22 protein-coding genes are annotated in these 22867 nt (G+C 64.3%); 11 read left to right on the top strand and 11 right to left on the bottom strand.

Annotation, left to right across the window (positions count from 1 at the left end):
• Nucleotides 1-13: 13 nt before the first annotated feature.
• Nucleotides 14-997 (bottom strand): Bug family tripartite tricarboxylate transporter substrate binding protein, encoded by a 984-nt coding sequence (locus tag KVP10_RS08210; RefSeq protein WP_217964072.1) that lies wholly within the window; start codon nucleotides 995-997, stop codon nucleotides 14-16.
• 193 nt (nucleotides 998-1190) lie between these two features.
• Here KVP10_RS08210 and KVP10_RS08205 point away from each other — a divergent pair, with 193 nt between their 5' ends.
• From KVP10_RS08205 to KVP10_RS08190, 4 genes are all read left to right on the top strand, one after another.
• Complete coding sequence (locus KVP10_RS08205; RefSeq protein ID WP_217964071.1) at nucleotides 1191-2117, top strand: LysR family transcriptional regulator; 927 nt, start codon at nucleotides 1191-1193, stop codon at nucleotides 2115-2117.
• Nucleotides 2118-2264: 147 nt separating this feature from the next.
• The gene (locus KVP10_RS08200; protein ID WP_217964070.1) at nucleotides 2265-4043 is read left to right on the top strand and encodes a uracil-xanthine permease family protein; all 1779 of its coding nucleotides are present in this window, start codon (nucleotides 2265-2267) and stop codon (nucleotides 4041-4043) included.
• 289 nt (nucleotides 4044-4332) lie between these two features.
• A complete protein-coding gene (gene ddlA / locus KVP10_RS08195) occupies nucleotides 4333-5439 on the top strand; it encodes a D-alanine--D-alanine ligase (protein WP_217964069.1) in 1107 nt (368 codons plus the stop codon).
• Nucleotides 5440-5746: 307 nt separating this feature from the next.
• Entirely contained in the window at nucleotides 5747-5983 is a 237-nt protein-coding gene (locus KVP10_RS08190; protein ID WP_217964068.1) for a hypothetical protein, read from the top strand.
• 98 nt (nucleotides 5984-6081) lie between these two features.
• Here KVP10_RS08190 and KVP10_RS08185 read toward each other — a convergent pair whose 3' ends face one another.
• The 9 genes from KVP10_RS08185 to KVP10_RS08145 all read right to left on the bottom strand — a co-directional run bounded on the left by KVP10_RS08185 (nucleotide 6082) and on the right by KVP10_RS08145 (nucleotide 14339).
• Nucleotides 6082-7068, bottom strand: coding sequence for a Bug family tripartite tricarboxylate transporter substrate binding protein (locus tag KVP10_RS08185; RefSeq protein WP_217964067.1), 987 nt, complete (start codon nucleotides 7066-7068; stop codon nucleotides 6082-6084).
• A gap of 174 nt (nucleotides 7069-7242) precedes the next feature.
• On the bottom strand, nucleotides 7243-7668 hold the full coding sequence (locus KVP10_RS08180) for a nuclear transport factor 2 family protein (RefSeq protein ID WP_217964066.1): 426 nt from the start codon (nucleotides 7666-7668) through the stop codon (nucleotides 7243-7245).
• Nucleotides 7669-7703: 35 nt separating this feature from the next.
• Nucleotides 7704-8930 carry an NAD(P)/FAD-dependent oxidoreductase gene (locus KVP10_RS08175; protein ID WP_217964520.1) on the bottom strand — a complete coding sequence of 409 codons (1227 nt, stop codon included), beginning with the start codon at nucleotides 8928-8930 and terminating at the stop codon, nucleotides 7704-7706.
• 79 nt (nucleotides 8931-9009) lie between these two features.
• Nucleotides 9010-9333, bottom strand: a complete 324-nt coding sequence (locus KVP10_RS08170; protein WP_217964065.1) for a non-heme iron oxygenase ferredoxin subunit — start codon at nucleotides 9331-9333, stop codon at nucleotides 9010-9012.
• Nucleotides 9330-10598 carry an aromatic ring-hydroxylating dioxygenase subunit alpha gene (locus KVP10_RS08165; RefSeq protein ID WP_217964064.1) on the bottom strand — a complete coding sequence of 423 codons (1269 nt, stop codon included), beginning with the start codon at nucleotides 10596-10598 and terminating at the stop codon, nucleotides 9330-9332. The genes KVP10_RS08170 and KVP10_RS08165 overlap by 4 nt, the downstream gene beginning before the upstream one ends.
• A gap of 23 nt (nucleotides 10599-10621) precedes the next feature.
• Nucleotides 10622-11125, bottom strand: a complete 504-nt coding sequence (locus tag KVP10_RS08160) for an aromatic-ring-hydroxylating dioxygenase subunit beta (RefSeq protein WP_217964063.1) — start codon at nucleotides 11123-11125, stop codon at nucleotides 10622-10624.
• A complete protein-coding gene (locus tag KVP10_RS08155) occupies nucleotides 11122-12258 on the bottom strand; it encodes a cupin domain-containing protein (RefSeq protein WP_217964062.1) in 1137 nt (378 codons plus the stop codon). Before KVP10_RS08155 ends, KVP10_RS08160 begins: the two co-directional genes overlap by 4 nt.
• Before the next feature lie 115 nt (nucleotides 12259-12373).
• The gene (locus KVP10_RS08150; protein WP_343218708.1) at nucleotides 12374-13393 is read right to left on the bottom strand and encodes an ornithine cyclodeaminase family protein; all 1020 of its coding nucleotides are present in this window, start codon (nucleotides 13391-13393) and stop codon (nucleotides 12374-12376) included.
• A gap of 79 nt (nucleotides 13394-13472) precedes the next feature.
• The gene (locus tag KVP10_RS08145; protein ID WP_217964060.1) at nucleotides 13473-14339 is read right to left on the bottom strand and encodes a fumarylacetoacetate hydrolase family protein; all 867 of its coding nucleotides are present in this window, start codon (nucleotides 14337-14339) and stop codon (nucleotides 13473-13475) included.
• A 299-nt stretch (nucleotides 14340-14638) separates the two neighbouring features.
• Here KVP10_RS08145 and KVP10_RS08140 point away from each other — a divergent pair, with 299 nt between their 5' ends.
• The 3 genes from KVP10_RS08140 to KVP10_RS08130 all read left to right on the top strand — a co-directional run bounded on the left by KVP10_RS08140 (nucleotide 14639) and on the right by KVP10_RS08130 (nucleotide 17252).
• Nucleotides 14639-15403 (top strand): GntR family transcriptional regulator, encoded by a 765-nt coding sequence (locus KVP10_RS08140; protein ID WP_217964059.1) that lies wholly within the window; start codon nucleotides 14639-14641, stop codon nucleotides 15401-15403.
• Between the two features lie 65 nt (nucleotides 15404-15468).
• Entirely contained in the window at nucleotides 15469-16233 is a 765-nt protein-coding gene (locus KVP10_RS08135; RefSeq protein ID WP_217964058.1) for a class II aldolase/adducin family protein, read from the top strand.
• Nucleotides 16234-16250: 17 nt separating this feature from the next.
• Entirely contained in the window at nucleotides 16251-17252 is a 1002-nt protein-coding gene (locus KVP10_RS08130; protein ID WP_217964057.1) for a 2-dehydropantoate 2-reductase, read from the top strand.
• Nucleotides 17253-17386: 134 nt separating this feature from the next.
• Here the strand turns inward: KVP10_RS08130 and KVP10_RS08125 are convergent, their stop codons facing one another.
• The gene (locus KVP10_RS08125; RefSeq protein ID WP_217964056.1) at nucleotides 17387-18265 is read right to left on the bottom strand and encodes a LysR substrate-binding domain-containing protein; all 879 of its coding nucleotides are present in this window, start codon (nucleotides 18263-18265) and stop codon (nucleotides 17387-17389) included.
• A 118-nt stretch (nucleotides 18266-18383) separates the two neighbouring features.
• Between KVP10_RS08125 and KVP10_RS08120 the strand changes: the two genes are divergently transcribed.
• Genes KVP10_RS08120 through KVP10_RS08105 form a run of 4 tightly spaced genes read left to right on the top strand, consistent with a single transcriptional unit; the run spans nucleotide 18384 to nucleotide 22860 of the window.
• Nucleotides 18384-18971: a cysteine dioxygenase family protein gene (locus KVP10_RS08120; protein ID WP_217964055.1), complete on the top strand. Its 588-nt coding sequence runs from the start codon at nucleotides 18384-18386 to the stop codon at nucleotides 18969-18971.
• A 35-nt stretch (nucleotides 18972-19006) separates the two neighbouring features.
• Entirely contained in the window at nucleotides 19007-20590 is a 1584-nt protein-coding gene (locus KVP10_RS08115) for a rhodanese-like domain-containing protein (RefSeq protein ID WP_217964054.1), read from the top strand.
• 9 nt (nucleotides 20591-20599) lie between these two features.
• Entirely contained in the window at nucleotides 20600-21793 is a 1194-nt protein-coding gene (gene metC / locus KVP10_RS08110) for a cystathionine beta-lyase (RefSeq protein WP_217964053.1), read from the top strand.
• A 32-nt stretch (nucleotides 21794-21825) separates the two neighbouring features.
• Nucleotides 21826-22860 (top strand): M14 family metallopeptidase, encoded by a 1035-nt coding sequence (locus KVP10_RS08105; protein WP_217964052.1) that lies wholly within the window; start codon nucleotides 21826-21828, stop codon nucleotides 22858-22860.
• Nucleotides 22861-22867: the final 7 nt, after the last annotated feature.

The following is a 22867-nucleotide window of genomic DNA, read 5'->3' as shown; positions in this document are numbered from 1 at the left end:
CCAGCCTTTCCCGCTACTGCAAGGCGCCCTGGGTATGCTTGAGTTCGTCCTTGTACTGCGCCGACTCCGTCACCAACAGATCATGGAATTGAGCCGGGGTCGTGACGTGCACCTCCATGCCTTGCTTGGCAAGCGCGTCAGAGATTTTCGGGGACTTGCCGGCTTGCACGAGCGCGTCATGCAACTTTGCCACCACCGCGGCAGGGGTTCCGGCCGGAGCCAGGATCCCTTGCCAGGTATGGGCCTGGAAGCCTTTGAGGCCGCTCTCGTCGACGGTAGGCACCTTCGGCGTCGCGGGAGAACGGCGCAGGCCCGTGGTCCCGATCAAGTCCAGCCTGCCGTCCTCGACGTACTTCATGTTTCCCACCAGCGAACTGAACATGACGTCGACGCGGCCGGCCAACAGGTCGATCATGGCCGGGCCGGTTCCCTTGTAGGGCACATGCATCATCTTGATGCCCGCGGCCTTGGCGAAAGCCTCGCCCGCCAGGTGCTGGGCGGATCCGACACCCGAAGACGCGAAATTCACCTTGCCCGGATGCGCCTTCGCGTAGGCTATGAATTCCTGCACCGTATGAATCTTCAAGCGAGGGGTCACCAATATTCCCAGCGATTGCTCGGTGGCCTGCCCTACGGGCTGGAAATCCTTGACGGGATCGTAGGTTGCAGTGTCGTGCAGCAAGGGAGTGATGACAAAGGCATTGGTACCGAACAAAAGCGTGTAGCCATCGGCCGCAGACCGGCGTACGTATTCGGTGCCGACCAGCGTTCCGCCGCCCGCCCGGTTTTCCAGGACTATGCCGCGGCCCAGGCTGGCCGACATTTCATGGGCCAGCATGCGGCCGACAGTATCGGTTGCGCCGCCCGGCGCATAGGCGACGACCAGCCGTATCGGGTGATCGGGGAAGTTTTCAGCCTGAGCAGAAAAATACGCGCCGGATGCGGCAATAGCGAAAGCCAGCACGGAAATTCGGCGGCGCATGGAAAAACGCGGCATAGAGGGTCTCCACATATTTATTGGCTTACCGGCGCGCCAGATGATCAACGTAATGACAAGCACATCAGGCCATCGGCGCAAGACGGCACGAACAAGAAACAAAGGTGACGAAATTATGCGTCTGCGAGCACCGGGCAACAAGGCGATGCCTTAAAATTTGGAATTTCTAGATAAGAAACAATGAGGGGCTTCGATGGACGAGCTCACCTGCCTACGCATGTTCCTGGAAGTCGCCCGGCGCAATAGTTTTGCCGGGGCTGCACAACATTTCGGCGTATCGCGTGCCACTTGCTCCAAGCAGATCGCGTGGCTCGAGAAATCGCTCGGGGTCAAGCTGTTGAACCGCACTACCAAGCAGTTGGGCCTGACCCCCGCGGGCTTGCAAGTGCTGGAAAACGGCAGCGACCTGGTGCAGCGCTATGACGACATGCACGAGTCGGTGAGCGATTTGTCCGGAGACGTGGCCGGCGTGGTGCGCGTGGGGGTGCCCCCGAGCTTCGGCACGCGCAGGCTGCTGCCCGTCATCAAGGATTTCCACGCGCACTACCCGGATGTGCAAATCGCCCAAAGCCTGCTGACCGTGCGCAAGCACGAGACCTTTATCGAACAAGGCCTGGACGTCGGCATCATCATCGTGCCGGTGCTCAAGGACGCCAGCTTCATCGCCATTCCCCTGGCCGAAGCCCCGCAAGCGCTCGTGGCCTCGCCAGCCTACCTGGCAAGCGTGGCGCCGATCCAGCATCCGCGCGACCTGATGCGCTGCAAGTGTCTGGTCAATTGGAACAAATCGCCCACGGGCGCCTGGAATTTCACGGGGCCCGAGGGGCCTGTGTCGGTACGGGTGCAAGGCCCCTTGCGCGCGGATTTCGGCGATGCGCTAAAAGAAGCGGCCCTGGCCGGCATGGGCATTTCCATGCACCCCTACTACATGCTCGCCGAAGAAATAGAGCAAGGCAAATTGCAAGTGGTGCTGCCCCGCTACGAACCGCCGGGCTTGTATGTATATGCCATCTACTCGTCGCGCAAAAACCTGCCCATGCGGGTTCAGGTGTTCCTGGATTTCCTGAAGGCCTGGGCCAAGACGCCCAAATCCTGGGACAAGCCGCGCACCGACGCCTGAAAACCTGCAAGCGCCGTCAAGTGCTTTCAATCCGGCCCATTCGCCGGCAAAAGCCTGTAGCCCCATAAAAGTAAGCATGTAATACCTATGTAATCACATGCTACTATCGAGACATTCGGCACAGATTCGCCGCCAAGAAAACCAGCCATGGCCATCCTTCCGAATATCAAACTGCCTCCCACTCCGCCGTTCAAGCGTCCGCGCGACCTGGCCTACGCTTCGGACGAGCTTCCGCCCCCGCTGACGCTGGCCACACTGTCGATCCAGCACATCGCCACTGCGCTGACCTTGATCGCCTATGTCCTGGCGGCGGCGCAGATCGGCGGCCTGGACGCGCGAGCCACGCAAAGCATGGTAACGGCGACGCTGCTCAGCATGGCCGTCGCCACTTTCCTGCAGGCCTGGGGCGGCCGGCTGGGCTCGGGCCTGTTGCTGGTGCACGTGCCCACGTCGCTGCTCGTCGCCATATTGGGCGCGATTCTCGCCAAATACGGCTTCGGCTCCATGGTCATCGTCGGACTGATCTACGGCGGGGTAGGCCTGGTGATCAGCTTCGTATTCCCTTATCTGCGCGCCATCCTGCCGCCGGCCGTGGCCGGCGTCGTGCTTTGCCTGGCGGGCCTGTCGCTGATCGCGCCGGCCCTGGCCGAAACCGGCAGCCTGTCGGCCGATATGGTCCACCTGAGCGGCAGCGATGCCCTGGTCGGCATCTTCACGCTGGTGATGATCGTGGGCCTGTCCATCTGGGGCACCAAGCAAAGCAAGCTGTTCTCGCTGCTGACCGGCATCCTCGCGGGCCTGGTACTGGCCGCCGCGATGGGCAAGGTGCACGGGCTCTCGGCCCTGGCCGACGCGCCCGTCTTCGACGTGCCGCATTTGCCCAAGCCGGTATTCGATGTCGATCCCGGCATCATAGGCGCCATTGCCGTGCTGTCGCTGATGACCCAGTTGTGCACCTTCGGCCGGGTAGTGCTGGTGCACAAGATGAACGACTCCAACTGGCACCGGCCCAATATGCGCATGGTGGGCGCCGGCATATTCGCCAATTCGCTGGGCAACTTCATTACGGCGTGGCTGGGCGCGTATCCCTGCACCACGTCGTCGACCAATATCGCCGTGAACCACATCAGCCATTCGACTTCCCGCTGGGTCGGCCTGACGACCGCGGTGCTGATCGGCCTGATCGCGTTCCTGCCGCAGGTGTCGCTGGCCCTGACCCTGATCCCCCGGCCCATCATCGGCGCGGTCGAGGTCTATGCCGCGGCCTATCTCATTGTTTCGGGCATACAACTGATCTCGGCGCGCTCCATGGATTCGCGCGCGATATTCATGATCGGCCTGTCTTTCGTCACGGGCGTGGGCGTCATGTTCCTGCCCGGCATAGCGCAACTGGTGCCGCAATCCTTCAGGTTCATGGTCGAGAACGGCATCGTGGTGGGCGGGGTTACCGCGGTCATCCTGAACGTGATCTTCCGGCTGGGCGTGAAGCAATCCGCGCAGCTCGACCTGGCGCAAGACACGCCCGCGGCCAATATAGGCAGAAGAGTCGTCGATTTCGTCGAAGACCACTGCGCAAGCTGGGGCGCCCGGCGCGACGTCGCGGTACGCGCCGCGCAAGCGGCGCTCGAGGCGTCCGAGGCCATCGCGGCCGCAGGCCAGGGCCGGCGGGTTACGGGGGTACGCGGCAGCTTCGACGAATTCAACCTGAACATCGAGCTGTTGCACAGCGGCGCCGCGCTGGCCATCGCGGCCGACCAGAAGAAGCTGGAGGAAAACGTGCTCGAGGCGGATGACGATACCTTCCACGCGGCGCTCGAAACCGCGCTGTTCAATGTCTCGCACGTGCTGCTCACGCGGCTGGCCGATCGCCTGGGCAGCGGCAGCCGCAGCAAATATTCCTACCTGCGGCTGCACTTCAACCACTGAAAGCGCTACCTGGCCTCGTGCCGGCCCATGGTCTTGCGCCGAGGCCGGGGCCGGACCTGGAGCATCTACCTCGACCTCGACCTCGACCTCGACCTGGGCAGGAGCCGGGCCGGGAGCGGCCGGCTTCGGAAGCCCGGGCCGAAGCGCGAGCTTCCCGCAATTTCCCATGACAGCCCCCAAGAGTTTGATACAAGCGGCCCCGCCGCCCGGCGTCCGGCACACCCCCGGCCATGTATGATGCGTTCTGGACGGCGGGATCGAATCGCCGTCGCGGACAGAGGAAATACACATGGGCGGCAAAACCAGGGTCGGCATCATCTTCGGCGGCAAATCAGCCGAGCACGAGGTGTCTCTACAATCGGCCAGGAACATCGTCGACGCGCTCGACAAGTCCCGCTACGAGGCCACGCTGATCGGCATCGACAAGCAAGGACAATGGCACGTCAACGACGCGTCCAATTACCTGCTCAACGCCGAGAACCCTGCGCTGATCGCGCTGAACCGCTCGAACGTAGAAGTGGCGCTGGTGCCCGGCAAGCACGAACACCAGTTGGTCGCCACGCAAGGCGCGCCCGGCCCTGGGCTGGGGCAGCTCGACGTCATCTTTCCCATCGTGCACGGCACGCAAGGCGAAGACGGATCGCTGCAAGGCATGCTGCGCATGGCCAACCTGCCCTTTGTCGGTTCCGACGTGCTCGGGTCGGCGATCTGCATGGACAAGGACGTCACCAAGCGCCTGCTGCGCGACGCGGGGCTGGCCGTGGCGCCCTTCGTGGCGTATTCGCGCGGCTCGGCGGCGCGGGCGCGCTTCGACGAAGTGGCAGCCGAGTTGGGGCTGCCCTTGTTCGTCAAGCCCGCCAACATGGGATCGTCGGTCGGCGTAAGCAAGGTGCGCAACGAGGAAGAGTTCCGGCGCGCCATCGCCCTGGCCCTGGAATTCGACCACAAGGTGCTGGTAGAGCAAGCCATCGCCGGCCGCGAGATCGAATGCGCAGTGCTGGGCAACGAGAACCCGCAAGCCAGCGTCTGCGGCGAAGTGGTGCTGCACGACGAGTTCTACTCCTACGACACCAAGTACATCAACGACGACGGCGCCGCGGTAGTGGTGCCTGCCGATATCGATGCGCGCGCCAGCGACGAGGTGCGCCGCATTGCCGTCGAAGCGTTCCTGGCGCTGGACTGCGCCGGCATGGCGCGGGTGGACGTGTTCCTGACCCCGGAAGGCAAGGTAATCATCAACGAGGTGAACACCCTGCCCGGCTTCACGCACATCAGCATGTACCCCAAACTGTGGCAGGCCAGCGGGATGACTTATACCGAGCTGATTACCCGCTTGATAGAACTGGCACAGGAGCGGCATGCCCAAGACAGCGCGCTGAAAACCTCGATCCTCTGATTTCCCTGATTTCCCTGATTTCCCTGATTTCCCTGATTTCCCTGATTTCGGGCTGCAAATATAAGAGGCACCGGGCCGCGGCGGGCCGGCTCTCCGCGGGCTGCCACGCCGGCGCATTCCCATGGCCGCCCTCGGCCGAGGCCGGCCTCTTCGAGAAAACGAAACTATTTGTAACTATCTACCAAATAGTAAACGTTGCCATCGACTTCCTTTTTAATATGAACTGTGCCCATACGCCTGGACGCGCGTAGAATGTTACGGACTGCGACAACAAAGATTGACGCAGTTGAAAAGAGGTGGAGGCGACATGGGCCATTTAAAAACTCAGAACCAACTGAGCCGCATCAACGGCGACTACCAGCAACTCATGGAAGAGCTGCAGGCGCATGGGATCGACACCAACCCCTTCGGGGTGCTTCAAATCGAGCGATTCGCCCTCGTGGACCTGTTGATCGACGAGATCCGCGGCCTAAAGGCCAAGGTCGATATGCTGGGCAAGATCGAATCCGCCCGCAAGAAGCGCGACGCCTGGCATGTGCAGTAGCGCTTGCCAGGCCCGAACCGCCTTACGCCGGTCCGGGCTGTCGGATGAGCTCGGGTCGGTGTGCAGCATGCGCTCAGGCGTACAGCCCGGGCATGGGCTCAGTTGATCGTCGCCCCCGATTTCTTCACCACCTCTCCCAGGCGGGCGTATTCCTCGGCGCCGAATTTCTGCAGTTCCACGCGGCTGGTGGGCGACGGGATCGCGCCGCGCGATTGCAATGACTGTTCGACGGACGGCGTGCTCAGTACCGTATGGACGGCCTTGTTGAGCTTGTCCAATATTGCCGTCGGCGTGCCCTTGGGCGCGTACAAACCGTCCCAGGCAAAGAAAGCGTAGCCCGGGACACCGGCTTCGCTGACAGTAGGAATATCGGGATTGGAATCAACCCGTTTCTTGGTGGTGACAGCCAGGGCGCGCACCTTGCCGGCCTTGATCTGCCCTTCCAGATTGGGCATGACGTCGATGAGCATGGAAATCCGCCCGCCCAGCAGGTCGGTAAGCGCCGCCGCACCGCCGCGATATGGGATATGGGTGATGTCCACGCCAGTCATCTGCTTAAGCAGTTCGCAGGCCAGGTGCGAGGTGGTGCCGTTGCCCGCCGAGCCACAAGTCAGTTTGCCGGGATGTTGCTTGCCGTAGGCGATTAGATCCTTGAGTGTCTTGAAAGGCTCGCTGGGGTTTATGGCCACAGCTGCGGCAATGACGGTGAAGCGCGAAACAGGCTCGAAGTCCTTGGGGGAGTAGCCGGGGTTCTTATAGAGCCAGTGATTGATGGCCTCGGTGCCATTGGTGCCATAGGACAGGGTATAGCCGTCCGGCTTGGCGCGGGCGGCCGTGGCAGTGCCGATATTGCCGCCGGCGCCAGGCCGGTTCTCGATGATGATAGGCTGGCCGAGCTGGCGCGACAGCGGGTCGGCCACCAGGCGCGCCAGCGTATCGCCACCCCCGCCCGCGGGGAACGGAACAATGAGCGTGATGGCGCGCTGCGGCCACGCCGCAGCATCCTGGGACCAAGCTTGGCCTGCGGCGCTACAGGCCAGCAGACCGGCACCCAGCCAGAGCGCGATTGTTTTCTTCGAATACATGATGGTTTCCTCCAATGCCGTATATATATGTATGTAGGTATGTTGTGTGGATTGAACGTGTCGCAGGAATCGCGACCCATGCGCTTCAGGTGTCGATGTCTATATGAAAGCCTATGTCGATATGGATGGATATAAATAAAAACAGGTGCCCAGCCTTGCGCCGCCGTGCCTGGCTCATTCCGCGGGAAGGTGCTTGCGGCTGCTCTTGCGCGATATGCGCCAGCCCTGCGGCGTCTTGACCAGCTCGTCGCAACAGTCCCGGATGGCGACCAGGCGCATGCCCTGCTCATCACCGTTGTCGTACGCGCTCAGGTAGAAATACACCTGTGCACGCAAAGGTTCGCCGCCAGCCTGGGCCTCGCCAGGTTCGACGCGCAGATTAGTGACGACATGGCAGGTGGCACGCGCGGCCGGCCGCGCGCGCAAAGTCGCCAGGACAGCGGCAGGGCCGGCCAGCTCCACCCCCTGGCGCAGCCAGACGCCGTCCCTCGCCATGAGCGCGGCCACATCCTCGTAGCGGCGCGTATCCAGCGCATGGAAAAAGGAAAGCGTCGCCCGGGCACAAGCATGGTAATCGGCGTCGTCAAACGAGGGGCTCATGAGAAGTCTCCGGATTATGGTGAGCGCCTGGCGCCTCAGGCGGCGGCCCCGGCCAGGGGCGCGCGGGGGTCGCGCAGAGAATCGGGATCGAGGCGGCGATGTTCCTGGACCCAACGCCGCGCATCGCGGAAATCGCGGCCGGCGTTCAGGCCCACTGCCATCACTACCCGCGATTCGGCGTCCAGGCCGAAAGCCAGCAGCTTGCCGGATTGAAGCGTGCCGCGCATGACGGTGCGCACCGCCTGGCCGACGAAGCCGCAGATCTGGATCATTGCGTCGTACTGTTCGGACCAAAGCAGCGGCACAGGCTGGTACTCGCCCGGCAGGCCCAGCATGGCACGGGCGGCGGCGCAGCCCTGGTCCTGGGCGTTCTGCCAGGATTCCAGCCTCAGGCGCCCACCGGCCCTGGCATGCTCGATGACGGCCACGTCCCCGGCCGCAAAAATGTGGGGATCGGAACTGCGGCAATGCGCATCGACCACGACACCGCGGTCGCAGGCCAGCCCCGCCTCGCGGGCCAGCTCGTCGTTGGGCTGCATGCCGGTGCCCAGCACCACTATATCGGCGTCCAGCGCCTTGCCCGAATTCAGCAATACGCGCAGGCCTCGAGAATCTTGCTCCACCGCGGCGACGGCCTCGCCCACGAGAATGTCCACCCCCTGCTCCCGATGCAGTGCGGCGATCAGGCCCGCAGCCTCGGACGCAAGGCTGCGGCTGCATAACGAGGGCGCAGCCTCCACCACCGTGACTTGGCAACCCATCTGGCGTGCCGTGGCCGCCACTTCCAGCCCGATCCAGCCGCCGCCGATCACCGCCAGGCGACGGCCTGCGCCTTGCAGCGCGGCGCCCAGGCCTTGTGCGTCGTCCAGCGTGCGCAGCGTACGCACACCCGGCAGTCCGGCTCCGGGCAAGGCAGGGCGCAGCGCCCTGCCCCCGGTACACAGCAGCAGCTTCTCGTAGGCAAACTCGCGGCCGTCGGCCAGTGCCAGATTCCGGGCAGCCGGATCCAGGCGCCGCACGCGCGCGCCGGGCAAGAACGCCACGCCGAGATCCGCCAGGGATTGCTCGGAGAACAGCTCGAGGTCGGCGGGCGGCGTATGGCCGCGCAACAAGCCCTTGGACAGAGGAGGCCGTTCGTAAGGCGCATGCAGTTCCGCTCCACACAGCAGAATCGGCCCCTGATAGCCTTCGTCCCTGAGGGTGCGCACGGCCCAGCCGCCGGCCTGGCCGGCGCCCACCACCACCATGCCAGGCGCGATCATAGGCTTGCCTTCCAGCCGCTGCGCGAAGCCCTCTTCATGGAAGGAATCGCGCAGGCACGGAGCGGCCACGGGGGCGTGCTCATGCTTGGCCCGTCCTGACATAAATGTGGCCGTCCTCGACTTTCACGGCATAAACCTTGATGGGCGTAGTGACCGGCGGGCATAGCGGTGCGCCGCTGGCGATATCGAACACGCCCTGGTGCAGCGGACATTCGATGGTGCCGTTCTCGATATAGCCCTCGGCCAGGCTGGCATTGCCGTGCGGGCAGCGATCCTGCGTGGCGCAGATACGATCGTCGACCTTGTAGACGCACACGGCCTCGCCGTCGAGCACAGCGCGCAGGGTGCCGGTATCGGGCGAGATGTCAGCCACCTCGGCCAACAGTGTCCATTGCTCGCTCATAATTCCATAGCCTCGCGATAGAACTCATAAAACGCGCGGATCAAGACTTCGCTGACCATATAGTCGGCCGGCCGGGTATCGCGGCCGCCCATCTCCACCACGCCGAGGCCTTCCGGATAGCCCGTCACGCCGGTCTGCACCTGCTTGAGCATTTCGCTGTCGTCCATCGAAACAAAACCGGCCGGCCCGAGCAGATTGGCATGCTTGAGCCGCAAGCGCGTCATTTCCTCGTCGTCGTCCTCGTAGCCGTAATAGGTGAACACCAGTTCGTGCGCCGCAGGCCCGCGCGGGATCACGTGTCGGGTCTTGAGCGAATTGGCCTGGATGCCGAACTGCGCCGCCGGGAAAATCCAGGCGCCGCCCACGCGCCCGCGGTTGAATTCGGCGCGCGGCGTGACAGTTTCCAGGTCCTGGATGCGCAGATCGCCGCGGAAGCGCGCCATCTCGGACGTGGCCTCGGTGACTTTCTTGCCTTCGTTGTGGGAAATCATGACGCTGTGCGCGCCGCCGCCTGTCGGTATGCATTCCGATTTGGAATCCGCGCGCCACAGCCCGAAGGTGATGTAGAAGGTGTGCAGCAGCGTGGCGTGATAGGGATCCTTGAGGTTTTCCAGGTACATTTTCCAGTTGCTGGGGATGAGCTGGCGGCTGTAGCCCAGCAGCTTGAGCTTCTTGCCCGGCAGCATGTGGTCGATCTCGGCCAGCACCTCGGGGCCGCAATAGTCCTCGAACGAAGGCGCATCCTCGGAAAATGTCGCCCAGATCGAACCGCCGCGGTTGACGCTGCGCAGGCGCCGTATGCCATGCTGCTTCGGATCGAAATCGCGCGGCATGCCGCCCTTGCCCATGGCGCCGCGACGAAACGGCAGCCCTTGCAGATTGCCGTTCAGGCTGTAGTTCCACTGATGGTAAGGACAGGTGAAGTCCTTGACCGTGCCGGTATTCTGCCAACAGATCTGCGCACCGCGATGGGCGCAACGATTCTCCAGCACATTGATCTCGCCAGCTTCGTTGCGCACCATGATCACCGGCTTGTCGCCGATCCAGTTGCGCTTGTAGCTGCCAGCTTCGGGCACCTCGCATTCCAGGCCGACGTAATTCCAGGTCGGGCCGGCAAAAAACAGCGCCATCTCTTTGCGATAGATGTCAGGATCGGTGTAGACCCAGTTGGGGATGCGCGTATAGCCCTGTTCGGGCCAGCGGCGCCGGACGGCGGCCGGCGCTTCGGCCGCCTGCGGCATGGCGGATGTTTCCAGGCAGTTCATGGCAATGGTTTCCTAACCGGCCGTCAGGCCGGGATGATCAGGGAATTCCGGATACGGTAGTTGTCGTATACGCAATCGCGGCGGCGCAGCACCAGACGGTCGCCTTGGCGCTGCCAGAGGTCGAGGTAGCGGCCCACCATGTTGAGCGTGGGCTCCTGGTCGGAGAGCGATTCCATAATGGCGAAATTGGCCTGCGCACGGATTTCTTCGCCCTCGATGCCGGCGACCTGCACGCAACTGATGAAATGACGCAGAGCGCGCGGCTCGAACATGGTGGTTTCCCGCAAGGCAGTGACGCGGTCGCGCAACATGTTCTTGTTCATGCAGTAGATCAGCCCCAGCGGCAGGCCTGCATCGTGGTTCTCTCGCGAGATGACGCGGTAATGGCAATCTTCGGTGAAGAATTCCGTCCACCCCTCCAGATCGCCTTCGTCCAGGCACAAGGCATAGTCTTCGTAGGCATCGCGCAATTCCGCGCGGAGCGCCGCCGGAGCTGCGGTTCGTTTGATATGGCCAGGATGATTCATCGCGCGACGGCCCCTTGCTCGGCTGCGCTCAACATAGCACGGTTGCTCTCGAAGCCGCCCTGGCTACCCAGCGCGATGATGGGCTCCTGCAGGCGTTCCTGCCAGATCAATGATTCCATTGCGATCTGCAGCGGATGGTCCTGGACGGTAAGCGCCGAAGTAGACTCGTCACCCGAATGGTGTGAATGCATGGCCCAGCCCGGCGCCGACAGGATGATGTCGCCGGCCTTCCAGTCCAGGCGCTCGCCGCTGACCTTGCTATAGCCGCGCCCGCGCAGGTAGTAATTGATGGCCGACGAGCTGTGCCGGTGCGGCACATGGTGGTTGTTGGGCGGTGAACAGGAAATTGTCGCAAAGAAACTGTGCGTCGTGCCAATGCGCCGCTCGGTGGCCGGGTTGTACAGCACGAACAGGCGCCGGCCGTTGTAGCCGCGGCCCAGGTCTTCGACGCTGGGCAGATATTCCGACACCTTGGCCCAGGGCCAATGCAGCGACTTGGATTCCAGCACATCGATGTCGATCAGCCATTCGTAACCCAGCAGCCAGGCGCCTTCAGGCGTGATCTGCTCGCGTGCGGCCAGGTCGCGGGCACGCGCCACTGCCGCGCGGTCGACCTGGGGCCGGCTGGTCCCGGCATCGGCCGGGGGCGTATCGCCCTCGAACTGTTCGACATAGTGCACTTCCAGCTTCTCGAGCAGCGGCGCATTCGAATACGACAGCCGTACCCAGGGTTCGTCGCCATCGTTGCGGTAACTGTGCACCTGCATCGACGGCGTGTTCCAGACATCCCATTTCTGCATGCGCGTGGCCCGGCCCGCAACCGTAGCCAGTCCCGAACCACTAATGCAAATCTCGACCATATTCGAGTTCTTGCGCAGATTCAGAGTCTGTTCGCCGGGACGCAGCACATTGATGGTTACGTCGATACCCGGAGCCAGCCCCAGGCCAGGCTCGCTCGCCTCGGGATGCACGATGAGCGAAGCGCGGCGGCCGTCGGCCGGCCTCGGAGCGTCGAGCAGCCGCTCGATCTCCAGGTCTATGGCCTCTTTGGGCACGACGATGGACGGCCACATGTTCTGCGGCCGTGGAGCTGCGGCGCTGACATCCACGAAGAAAGACTTGCGAGTATCCATAATATGCACACCTTGTATGACTTACTGATATGACTTACTGATATATGTGGTTGGCTGATCGATCGACGAGCGTTACGAAATATCCGGGAACACGGACAATATCCGGCACGGGCCCTCAGGCCGGATCGAGCAGCAAGTTGCGGCGAGTCTGCGCCGGCAGCAGCGCGCCAAGCCCGCGTTGCTGTGCCGATTCGTAGACGGCGCGGGCCATGGCCAGGTCGGACAGCCCCATGCCCATGCCTTTGAAGAACGTGAGGCCGCCCACGGGCGGCTGCCGGCCGGCGGCCAGCAAATCGCTCAATACCTCGACGCGCTCCCAGCCGTCCGGGCCGGGGCCGAAGCGCTCGCGCAATTCGCGAGAACCGCGCCGTGCATTTTCCAGGTCGTCCACAACGTAACGGGCCGCACTCTCGAGCACATCGCGATGCAGCTCGGCCTTGGCGGGCAGGATCGCGCCCATGGCGTTGATGTGGCGGCAATCGCGCAGCATGGCGGCGGAGATGAATGGATCCGGGGCGCGAGTGATGAGGGTGGCAATGCCCGCTCCGTCCAAGGCCTCTTCGGGCGTGGCACAGGGACGCAAAGTGCAGCGATAACGCCCGGCCAGGCCGTCGACGAATGCGCGACATTTTTCGACGTTTCGGCTGAACACCCTGACTTCGTCGAGTTCCTGTACGGCGGCAAGCGCCGCGAGCTGCGTGACGGCCTGCGGGCCCGCGCCTATCAGGGCGGCTCGGCGGACATCGCCCGGCGCCAGCAGACGGGTGGCCACGCCGGCGATCGCCGCGGTACGCAGCATGCCTAGCGCGCGCGCCTCAATGATGGCGAGCAGCGTACCCTTGAGCGCATCGAACAGGCTGAAGATCGAACCCCCGCCGTCCTTGGCATAGACCCAGGTCTTGAAGCCTGCATAGCCCTGATCGGTCATGACGGAACCCAGGGCGTGCATGGAATTGCCTTCTCCCCAGCTTGCCAGGGTCTTGGGCACGTTGCGGGCCTGCCCGGCGCCCTGCAAACGCAATATGTCTTCCAGGGCGTCGATGGCGCGGCCCATGTCCAATACCGATACCACGTCGCTTTCGGAGAGGTAGCGTATCCCGGGTGTTGCGGCATTGCCGCCGGCAGTGGTGTTCACGGCCATGTCCTCCTGTCGTTGCGGAAGCCGTTTTCAGCAAGAAAAACCGCGGGCGTTTCGGGCCGCCGGGCGCAAGCATTCATGGCCTGTGCTCCCCGTCGTCAGCGCGAGGCTCGTCGACGACTGGATTGCGCAGCCGGCCGACGCCAGGTATGTCGACTTCCAGCACATCACCGGCGCGCATGAACAACGGCGGCTTGCGGCTCGACCCGACCCCCTCGGGCGTGCCGGTGGCGATTACGTCGCCGGGAGCAAGCGGAGTAAAGATGCTGATATAGGCGATGAGTTCGGGGACGGGAAAAATCAGGTCGGCCAGTCGTCCGTCCTGCACACGTTCGCCATTCAGGTAGGTGCGCAGCGACAGCGCGGCGGGATCGGGAATCTCGTCGGCCGTCACCAGCCAAGGCCCCATGGCGCCGCTGCCGGCGAAATTCTTGCCCGGAGTCACTTGCGCGTTGTGCTTCTGGAAGTCGCGCACCGAATTTTCCGCCAGGCAGGTGTAGCCGGCGACATGGCCCAGCGCCCGCTCGCGCGGGATGTGCCGGCCGTCCCGGCCGATGACCACGGCCAGCTCGCCCTCGAAATCGAACTTCCCGGAGACCCAGGGACGCGTGACGGCGGCGCCATGGCCCACGAAAGAATCAGCGAAGCGCGGAAACAGCGAAGGATGCTGCGGCAACTCGCGCTGCGCCTCCGCCACATGTTTTTTATAGTTGAGACCCACGCACAAGATCTTGCCGGGCGAGGGAATGGGTGGCAGCCATTCGCACCCGTCGAGCGCCAGCCTGGCCGACTCGGCCGCAGCGGCGCTGCGAATGGCATGGGGATCCGAGGCCAGCGCGGCCCTGATATCGGCCCACTCGGCGGACAAAGGGATCAGGGCATCGCCTTCGACCGCGCCCCAGACCGCGCCGGCGGTAGGGTGGCGCACACTGGCCAGCCTCATGCCTTGCTCCTGGCATGTTTTATATTTTGCATGCATTCCGCCACTCAAACCGCCTTTTTTCCTCAATAAACAAAATTATTGCATGCAATTTATCTGGCCATCAAGCGTTTTTTGCGGCCTGCCGGATAAAATGCATGCAAAATATCGAGGAGCCGGACAAGGCCGGCGGCGAACGCGCAGGTCGATGCCCATGGTCGCCGCACGACACGACGCTGCCTGCATCGCCAGCCAGTGGCGAGGCCGGTCAACCCTAGTGTCGGCAAGAAGACGGCAACATATAGATAGAGGGAAGCGCACTTATGGCTGCACAAATAGATCGTGTCGTATCGGAACTTCGGTCCATGATGGTGTCGGGCGAGCTGGCCCCCGGCGAACGCATCATCGAGCTACAGTTCTCGGCACGGTTGGGCGTGTCTCGCACGCCATTGCGCCTGGCGCTGTCGGAGCTCGAAAAAGAAGGCCTGCTAGAACGCCTCCCCTCGCGCGGTTTCCGGGTCCGGGCCTTCTCGGTCGACGACATAGCCGATGCAGTCGACGTGCGTGGCGTACTGGAAGGCATGGCGGCGCGCACAGTCGCGCAGCGGGGCGCATCGCCCCAATGGCTGCAGGAGATGCGCGCCGTGGTCGAGGAAGGCCGCAAACTGCTGGAAGACGCCGAAGCCAATCCGCGCTCGACGGTGGACGCCGTGGCATGGAGTCTGATCAACCGGCGCTTTCACGATCTGCTGATAAGCGAGGCGCGCAACCGCGCGCTGGCTTCCGCACTGGAACACAATAACAAGACGCCGCTGACTGGGCCGGCGTCCCTGCCGCTGCCCAGCACGCCTTCATTCCTGGAAACGCCTTTCGTACTGCGCGCACAGGCCGATCATGAAGATCTACTGCAGGCGATCGAACGCCGCGAAGCCGCGCGCGCCGAAAACATCATGCGCGAGCACGCCTATCACAGTCGCGAAAACAAGCGCAAGCTCATCGAACAAATGCGCCGCGCGCGGCCCGGGCAGTCGCAAGACGCGGCAGGCTCGGCGCTGATCGGTCCCGGCCCAGACCCTCGCATACCATAAGGCGCCATAGCATCAGACCCCATGGCTGGCATTGAGGTATTCTTCTAGAAAAACTGGAGACGATCATGCCAGCACCCTCTAACGCGGTCCGCCCGGACGCGCCTGCCGACGAACAGCAACTGCGCACAGATCTGGCGGCGTGCTACCGCATCTTTGCCATGCTGGGCTGGACGGAGCTCATCTACAACCACATCACCGTGCGGATTCCGGACCCCGAGCGCCACTTTCTCATCAATCCCTTCGGGCTGCACTACACCGAAGTGACGGCCGGCAACCTGGTCAAGATCGACCTGCAGGGCAAGATCGTCGGGCACTCGGACTGGCCGGTGAATCCCGCCGGCTTCGTGCTGCATTCGGCCATACACGAAGCCATCCCCGAGGCGCACTGCGTGATGCACACGCATACGACGGCGGGCTGTGCCGTGGCCTGCAGCGCGGCGGGGCTGTCGCGCGACAATTTCTATTCGGCGCAGTTGCACGGCCGCGTGGCGTATCACGACTTCGAGGGCATCACGGTGCACGACGAAGAAAAGCCGCGAGTGGTGCGCTCGATAGGCCGGGCGCAGGCGGTGATATTGCGCAATCATGGCTTGCTGTCCTGGGGCAGCACGATCGCGCAGGCGTTTGCCTATCTGTGGACGCTGCAACGCGCCTGCGAGATCCAGATCGCCGGCGCCGCGCTGGGGCCGACGATCCCGATATCCGAAGCTGTGCAGAAGCAGGCAAGCGCCGACTCGCTGCAATTCGATCCGCGCTATGGCGGCGGCCGGGACGTTTTCGATGCGCTACGGCGCCTGGTCGATAGCAACGGCGCCGATTACCGGCACTGATCTCACGGAGCATATCAATGAAGGTTTGCATCTACGGCCTGGGGGCGATAGGCGGGCTGTTCGCAGCGAGACTGGCCGCGGCGGGACACGAGGTCTGCGCGGTAGCGCGCGGACACACCCTGCAGGCCTTGCGCGAACACGGGCTGCGCGAGTTCGACAAGGAAGGCCGCATGCGTTCCTGGCGCATCGAGGCGCAGGAAGATCCGGCGCAACTGGGGCCCCAAGACCTGGTGGTCATCGCCGTGAAGACGACGGCGCTGGCCGAGATCGCACCCCGGGTGGCACCTCTGCTGGGCCCGGACACCGCGGTGTTGTCGGCGATGAACGGGATACCCTGGTGGTTTTTCAGCGGGCTTGCGGGCGCCCCTGCCGGACTGCGGCTGGACTCGGTCGATCCGGCCGGCGCGATATCGGCGGCGATTCCGGCGAGCCGCGTGCTGGGCTGCGTCGTGCATGTGGCGGCCCGCGTGCCGGAACCCGGCGCGCTGCTGCAAGTGGCGGGCAATGGCCTGATCGTGGGCGAGCCGAACGGCGACTGCGGCACCGGGCGGGTGCGCGGCGTCACGGATGCGCTGCGCGCGGCGGGCTTCGACACTACGCTCAGCGATTGCATACAACGCGATGTGTGGTTCAAGCTCTGGGGCAATATGACCATGAATCCCGTGTCGGCGATCACCGGCGCGCCCAGCGACCGCATACTGGACGACGATTATGTGCGCAACTTCATGTCGCAGGCGATGCGCGAAGCCGCCGCGATCGGGGCCCGCATCGGGCTGCCGATCGAGCAAGACCCGGAAGAGCGCCATGCGGTGACGCGTGAACTGGGGTCGTTCCGCACGTCCATGCTGCAGGACGCGGAGGCCGGCCGCATGCTGGAACTGGATGCGCTGGTCGCGGCGGTGATCGAAATCGGCAGGCAGGTGGGCGTGCCCACGCCGTGGACCGAGGCATTGCTCGGCATCGCCAGGCTGCAGGCGCGAGTACGAGGCCTGTATCCGGAAGACGGCAAGCGCAAGTAGCCTGGGCAAGCGCCAGCCCGCCCATCAAAGAGGCGGCTGGACGGGGCAACCGGCACGCTCACGCATATCCATAGCCCGGCGCCCCGCCCCTGCGGCCTGCCGGGCGCGATCTTCCGCATCGTAGGCGCAACAGGCTATTTTCTTGCCATGCCGAGGTTGCGCAGCAACCCCATATTGCCCTTTACCATCTCGAACACCCGGCGTGTCAGGGGCCGCACCACATTCTTGCGTACATACAGGTAGTAAGTGATGTCCGGCATGCGCGGCAGGCCTTCATTGGAACCCAGCACGCACAATTCCGCATCGGCGAGGTCGTAGCCGCGCGCCGTCACCCCGAGGCCGGCGCGCAGGGCTGCCTTGATGCCGATCAGGCTGGACGAGGTGTAGCTGGGTGTCCAACTGATCCCGGCCTCGTCCAGCGCCTCTTGCGCCAGGCGCCGGAAGATACTGGGGCCGTCCGCCACGACCAGCGGCAAGGGCTTGGACCGGTCGTACCGGAAGGCGGAAGAACAGATCCACACCGTCGGCAGTGTCCGCAGCTGAATGGCGTCCAGTGTGGGATCTTCCCGATTCGAGATCGTCATGTCGAGCTCGCCGCGATGCAAGGCCTCGGTCAGGAAGGGGCTGCGGCCCACATGGATATCGATCTGCAGCAAGGGGGACGACCTGGCGACCTGCGCCAGCAGCGGCGGCAACATATTGTCCGCGACATCGTGCGGCGCGCCGATGCGCAACACGCCCTCCAGGCTGCCTTGCCGCAGGCTGCGCATGGCTTCGTCGTTGACGGTGATCAGGTGGCGGGCGTATTCCACCAGCCGCAAGCCGTGTGAAGTCAGTTGCTTGTGGCGGCCGCGCTTTTCGAAGATCGCGCGCCCCAACTGGGCCTCGAGCCGCTGCATCTGCTGCGTCACGGCGGACTGGGTCTTGCCCAGTTGCACGGCGGCCGCCGCGAAACCTTCTTTTTCCTGGATCACTATGAGTGTCCGGAGCGCTTCGAGGTCGAACGTTTCCATATATTAGCTTTGCTGATATTTCCAGACGCAAGCCGGCATTGTTCGGCACCGCCGCGCCGCCTATTATGTCCCAGTCTTTTCGCTTGAACGCATTCACGAACTCTATCGGAAAACGGCCATGAACGCAGCAACAGAACGCAGCAGCAAGGTGCAGGACGCCATCGGGCGTGTCAAGAAAATCGCCGGCCAGGGCGAACTCAGCCGCACGGCACTGGACTCGATACTTAAGGAATTGAAGAGTTTGGCGGCCGACAAAGCGCTGTGGACCCAGGCAGACTTTCCGGCCCCCGAGGGCGGCGAACTGCAGGCGCGCTACCTGATCGCCGAGGACGACGACCAGAGCTACGCCCTGTACCTGAATGTGATGCGGCCCGGCAAGCGCATCGTGCCGCACGACCACACCACCTGGGCCTGTATCTGCGCCGTGGAAGGGGCCGAGCTGAATCGCGTCTATGAACGCACCGACGACAGCTCGCAGCCCGGCAAGGCGCAATTGCGCGAATCGCGCAGCGTCATGGTCGAGCCCGGCACCGGCATTGCGCTGATGCCCGATGACATCCACTCGGTGGAAATCCTGCCCGGCCAGGTCATACGCCACCTGCACCTGTATGGCCGCGCACTCGAAACGCTTACGCACCGGACCGCCTTCGATCTCGAAAAAGGCACGTACGAGACCATGTCCATCGGCGTCCAGACCAAGCGCTGAACCATCACCTATTCAACCCTGACACGCAGCAAACTATGCATCATATCGACGCACGCACCCTCAAGACCTGGCTCGAAGACGGCTCGGAAATCGCCTTGTTCGACGTCCGCGAAGCCGGCCAGTATGGCGAGGGCCACCTCTATTACGGGATTACGCTGCCGTACAGCCGGCTGGAACTGGATGTAGAACGGCTGGCGCCGCGCAAGAGCGTGCGGCTGGTCGTCCATGACGACGGCAAGGGCCCGGCCCCCGAGGCCGCCGCCCGGCTCGCGGCGCTAGGCTACACCGACGTCCATGTGCTCGACGGAGGCACCACGGCATGGGCCGCGGCCGGCTACATTCTGTTCAAGGGCGTCAACGTGCCCTCGAAATCGTTCGGCGAACTTGCCGAGCATGCCTACGACACGCCCTATGTCACGGCGGACGAGCTGGCCGCCATGCAGGCGCGCGGCGAGGACGTGGTCGTGGTGGACGGACGGCCCTATTCCGAATACCAGAAGATGAATATCCCGGGCGCGATCAATTGCCCCAATGGCGAGCTGGTGCACCGCATCGCCGCGCTGGTCCCGAACGAGCAGACCCGCATCGTGGTCAACTGCGCGGGCCGCACGCGCAGCATCATCGGCGCGCAGACCCTGATCAACCTGGGCATACGCAATCCGGTGGTTGCGCTGCAGAGCGGCACGCAAGGGTGGATGCTGGCGGGCCTGCAACTGGAACACGGTTCGTCGCGCCTGTACGGAGAACCGCCAGAGACGAACGGCATGATCCAGGGCGCACGCCTGCTTGCCGAAAAGCACCAGGTGCCGGTCGTCGACGACGCCACGGTGGCGCAGTGGGCCCGGGACACGGAGCGCAGCCTGTTCCTGTGCGATGTGCGCACACCGGAAGAATTCCTGCGCGGCAGCCTGCCGGGCGCACAGCATACGCCGGGCGGCCAGTTGATCCAGGCTACCGACCAATATATAGGCGTGCGCCACGCGCGCCTGGTCCTGTTCGATTCCGACGGCGCGCGCGCGCTCGTCGTGGCGAGCTGGCTCAGGCAGATGGGGCATGACGCGTCGGTGCTGGAAGCAGGCACGCAAAGCACCCTGGACCTGGCCCGAGACCGGGCGGCTGCCGGCATATTGCCGAGCCTCCCGCCCGCCATCGCAGCCCCGGCGCTGCAGGAACTGCTGGCTGGCGGGAAGCCGCTTGCAGTGATCGACTTGCGCCCGAGCATGCAGTACCGCAAGGGACATATCAGCGGGTCGACATGGTCGATCCGCCCCCGCCTGCGTGCAGCGGTGGGCGCCGGCACTGCTGCGGTGGTGCTGGTCGGCGAGGACGAGGGCGTGCTGGCGTGCGCGGCCGCCGAGCTGCAGGATCTGGACCGCCCTATACACATGCTGGCAGGAGGGTTCAAGGGCTGGCGCGAGGCCGGGCTGCCGATCGAGGCGACGCCCGACCTGCCCGCCGACGCGGACTGCATCGACTACTTGTTCTTCGTGCATGATCGCCACGCCGGCAATAAAGAAGCCGCGCGCCAGTACCTGGCGTGGGAAGTCAACCTGGTCTCGCAATTGGATGATTACGAGCTCGGGCAATTCCGCCTGCCCGCAGCGGCGGAATCGCATTAGGGCACAACAATGAAGAAAGACTCCCGCACTCCCCATATCCAGACCCGCCTGCTGCGCATGGGCAAACACCCAGCCTACGACGGCGGCTCGCCCGTGAACCCGGCTGTGGTGCGCGCCAGCACGGTGCTGTTCGACAATGTGGCGCATCAGCGCGACATGCGGGCGCGGCGCGGCGGCGAGCGGCTGTTCACCTATGGCGCGCGCGGCACGCCCACGAATTTCGCGCTGGAGGACGCCATCAGCGAACTCGAAGGCGCCTACCGCAGCAAGCTGTTCCCGACCGGCCTGGCCGCCATCGCGATGACTCTGCTTGCCTACCTGAAGCCGGGCGACCACGTGCTGATGTCGGACTCGGTGTACGAGCCCGCAAGAAAGCTCAGCGAGACGTTCCTGGCGCCCTACCAAATCGAATGCTCCTTCTTCGCCGCCGACGGGTCCGACGCCGCCGCGAAGCTGCGCCCCAACACTCGCATGATCTATGCGGAATGCCCCGGTTCGCTGGTCTATGAAATGTGCGACATGCCCGCGCTGGCGGCGCTCGCGCACAAGCACGGCGCGCTGCTGGCCTGCGACAACACCTGGGGCTCGGGCGTGCAATACCGCCCCCTGGCCCTGGGCGCGGACATCTCGGTGATGGCGGCCACCAAGTACCTGAGCGGCCATTCGGACGTAATGATGGGCAGCGTCGCCACTACCGAGGCCGCCTGGCCGGCACTGTCCAGGTACTGCGACGCGTTCGGCATGACGGTCAGTCCCGACGACGCCTACCTGGTCCTGCGCGGCATGCGCAGCATTGCGCCGCGCCTGGCCATGCACGAAAGCCATGCGCTGCAAGTGGCCCGCCACCTGCAATCCATTCCGGAAATCCAGACCGTCTTCTGTCCGGCGCTGGAACAGCACCCGGGCCACGAGATCTGGAAACGCGACTGCGAAGGCACCAACGGCCTCATCTCGTTCGAGCTGAAGGCCGGCCATGACCAGGCCGCGGCGGACCGATTCATCGACGGCCTGGCGCTGTTCGGCCTGGGCGCGTCCTGGGGCGGCTACGAAAGCCTGGTCACGCCCACCGACATGCGCAACGCGCGCAGCGTGGCCGACTGGTCCGGACGCGGCATCGTAGTGCGGCTGCACATCGGGCTGGAAGACCCGCGCGACCTGATCGCCGACCTCGACGCCGCCTTCGACGCCATGCGCCGCGGCTGAACACATAGACAACAAATCATCGGGAGCATTCAATGAAGCAAATCCAGACCTGGCTGCGGCAGGACGCGGGGCCCGCCCGCAGCAGCGGCCACATACGCGCGGGCTCGATGGCCTCGGGCGTCGAGCTGCGCCTGCCGTTCATCGCGCTGCGGGGCAAGTCGCCGGGCCGCACCTTATGGCTGCACGGCCAGGTGCACGGCGACGAGATCAACGGCATAGTCGCCGCCCTGCGCTTCGCCAACAGCCTGGATCCGGCCACGATGAGCGGCAACCTGGTCGTCACGCCCACCGGCAATCCGCAGGCCCTGGATGCGCGCCGCAAGCGCAACCCCTACGACGAGCTCGATCTGGACCAGACCTATCCGGGCAACGCCAAGGGCATGGTTTCGGAGCGGCTCGCGCACGCATTGTTCCAGGAAGTCGAAGGCGTGGCCGACGTGCTCATCAATCTGCACACGATGAACCCCTTGTTCGATTCGAAGCCGTACAGCGTCTACAAGACGCCGCCCGATGGCCGCGTCAAGGAAGACGACCTGCTCGCGGCCATGGCGTCTTTCTTCCCCGCGCTGGCATGCCGCATGGACATCGGCGGCAAGGGCGAATTGCCCGGCAATATCGCCGGCGCACTGGACTACCAATGCCTGAAGGCGGGGATCTGCGCCTTCATGGTGGAACTCGGAGCGGGCAACCGCTATCAACCCGAGAACGTGGAGTGCGCCGAACTCGGCTTCCGCTCCCTGGCCCGCTCCATGGGCATACTGCCGGGCGGCCCCTCGCCCGCCGACTCGGCCGCAAACCTGCGGCTGGTCTCCCGCCGCGGCTGGATCACCGCCGACGAAGGCGGCCTGTTCGTGCCGAAGTACCGGCCGGGCAACGCCGTGCCCAAGGGCGCGTCCATCGGGGACGTCATCGCGCTGGACGGCACCGTGACGCCCGTGCCGGCTTTCCCGCAGGACGGGATTCTGATCGGCTTGCGTTCGGACCCGGTGGTGCATACCGGCGAACGCCTCGCTTTCGTTGCATGGGAATGGGCGGACAAGCCCACTCCCCATGCATCCTGGAGTTGACACACCT

This window comes from Candidimonas humi (assembly GCF_019166065.1).
Taxonomy (GTDB): Bacteria; Pseudomonadota; Gammaproteobacteria; order Burkholderiales; family Burkholderiaceae_B; genus Candidimonas; species Candidimonas humi.
Note: the sequence above shows the minus strand (reverse complement) of the source record. Positions and strands in the feature narration are given on the sequence as shown.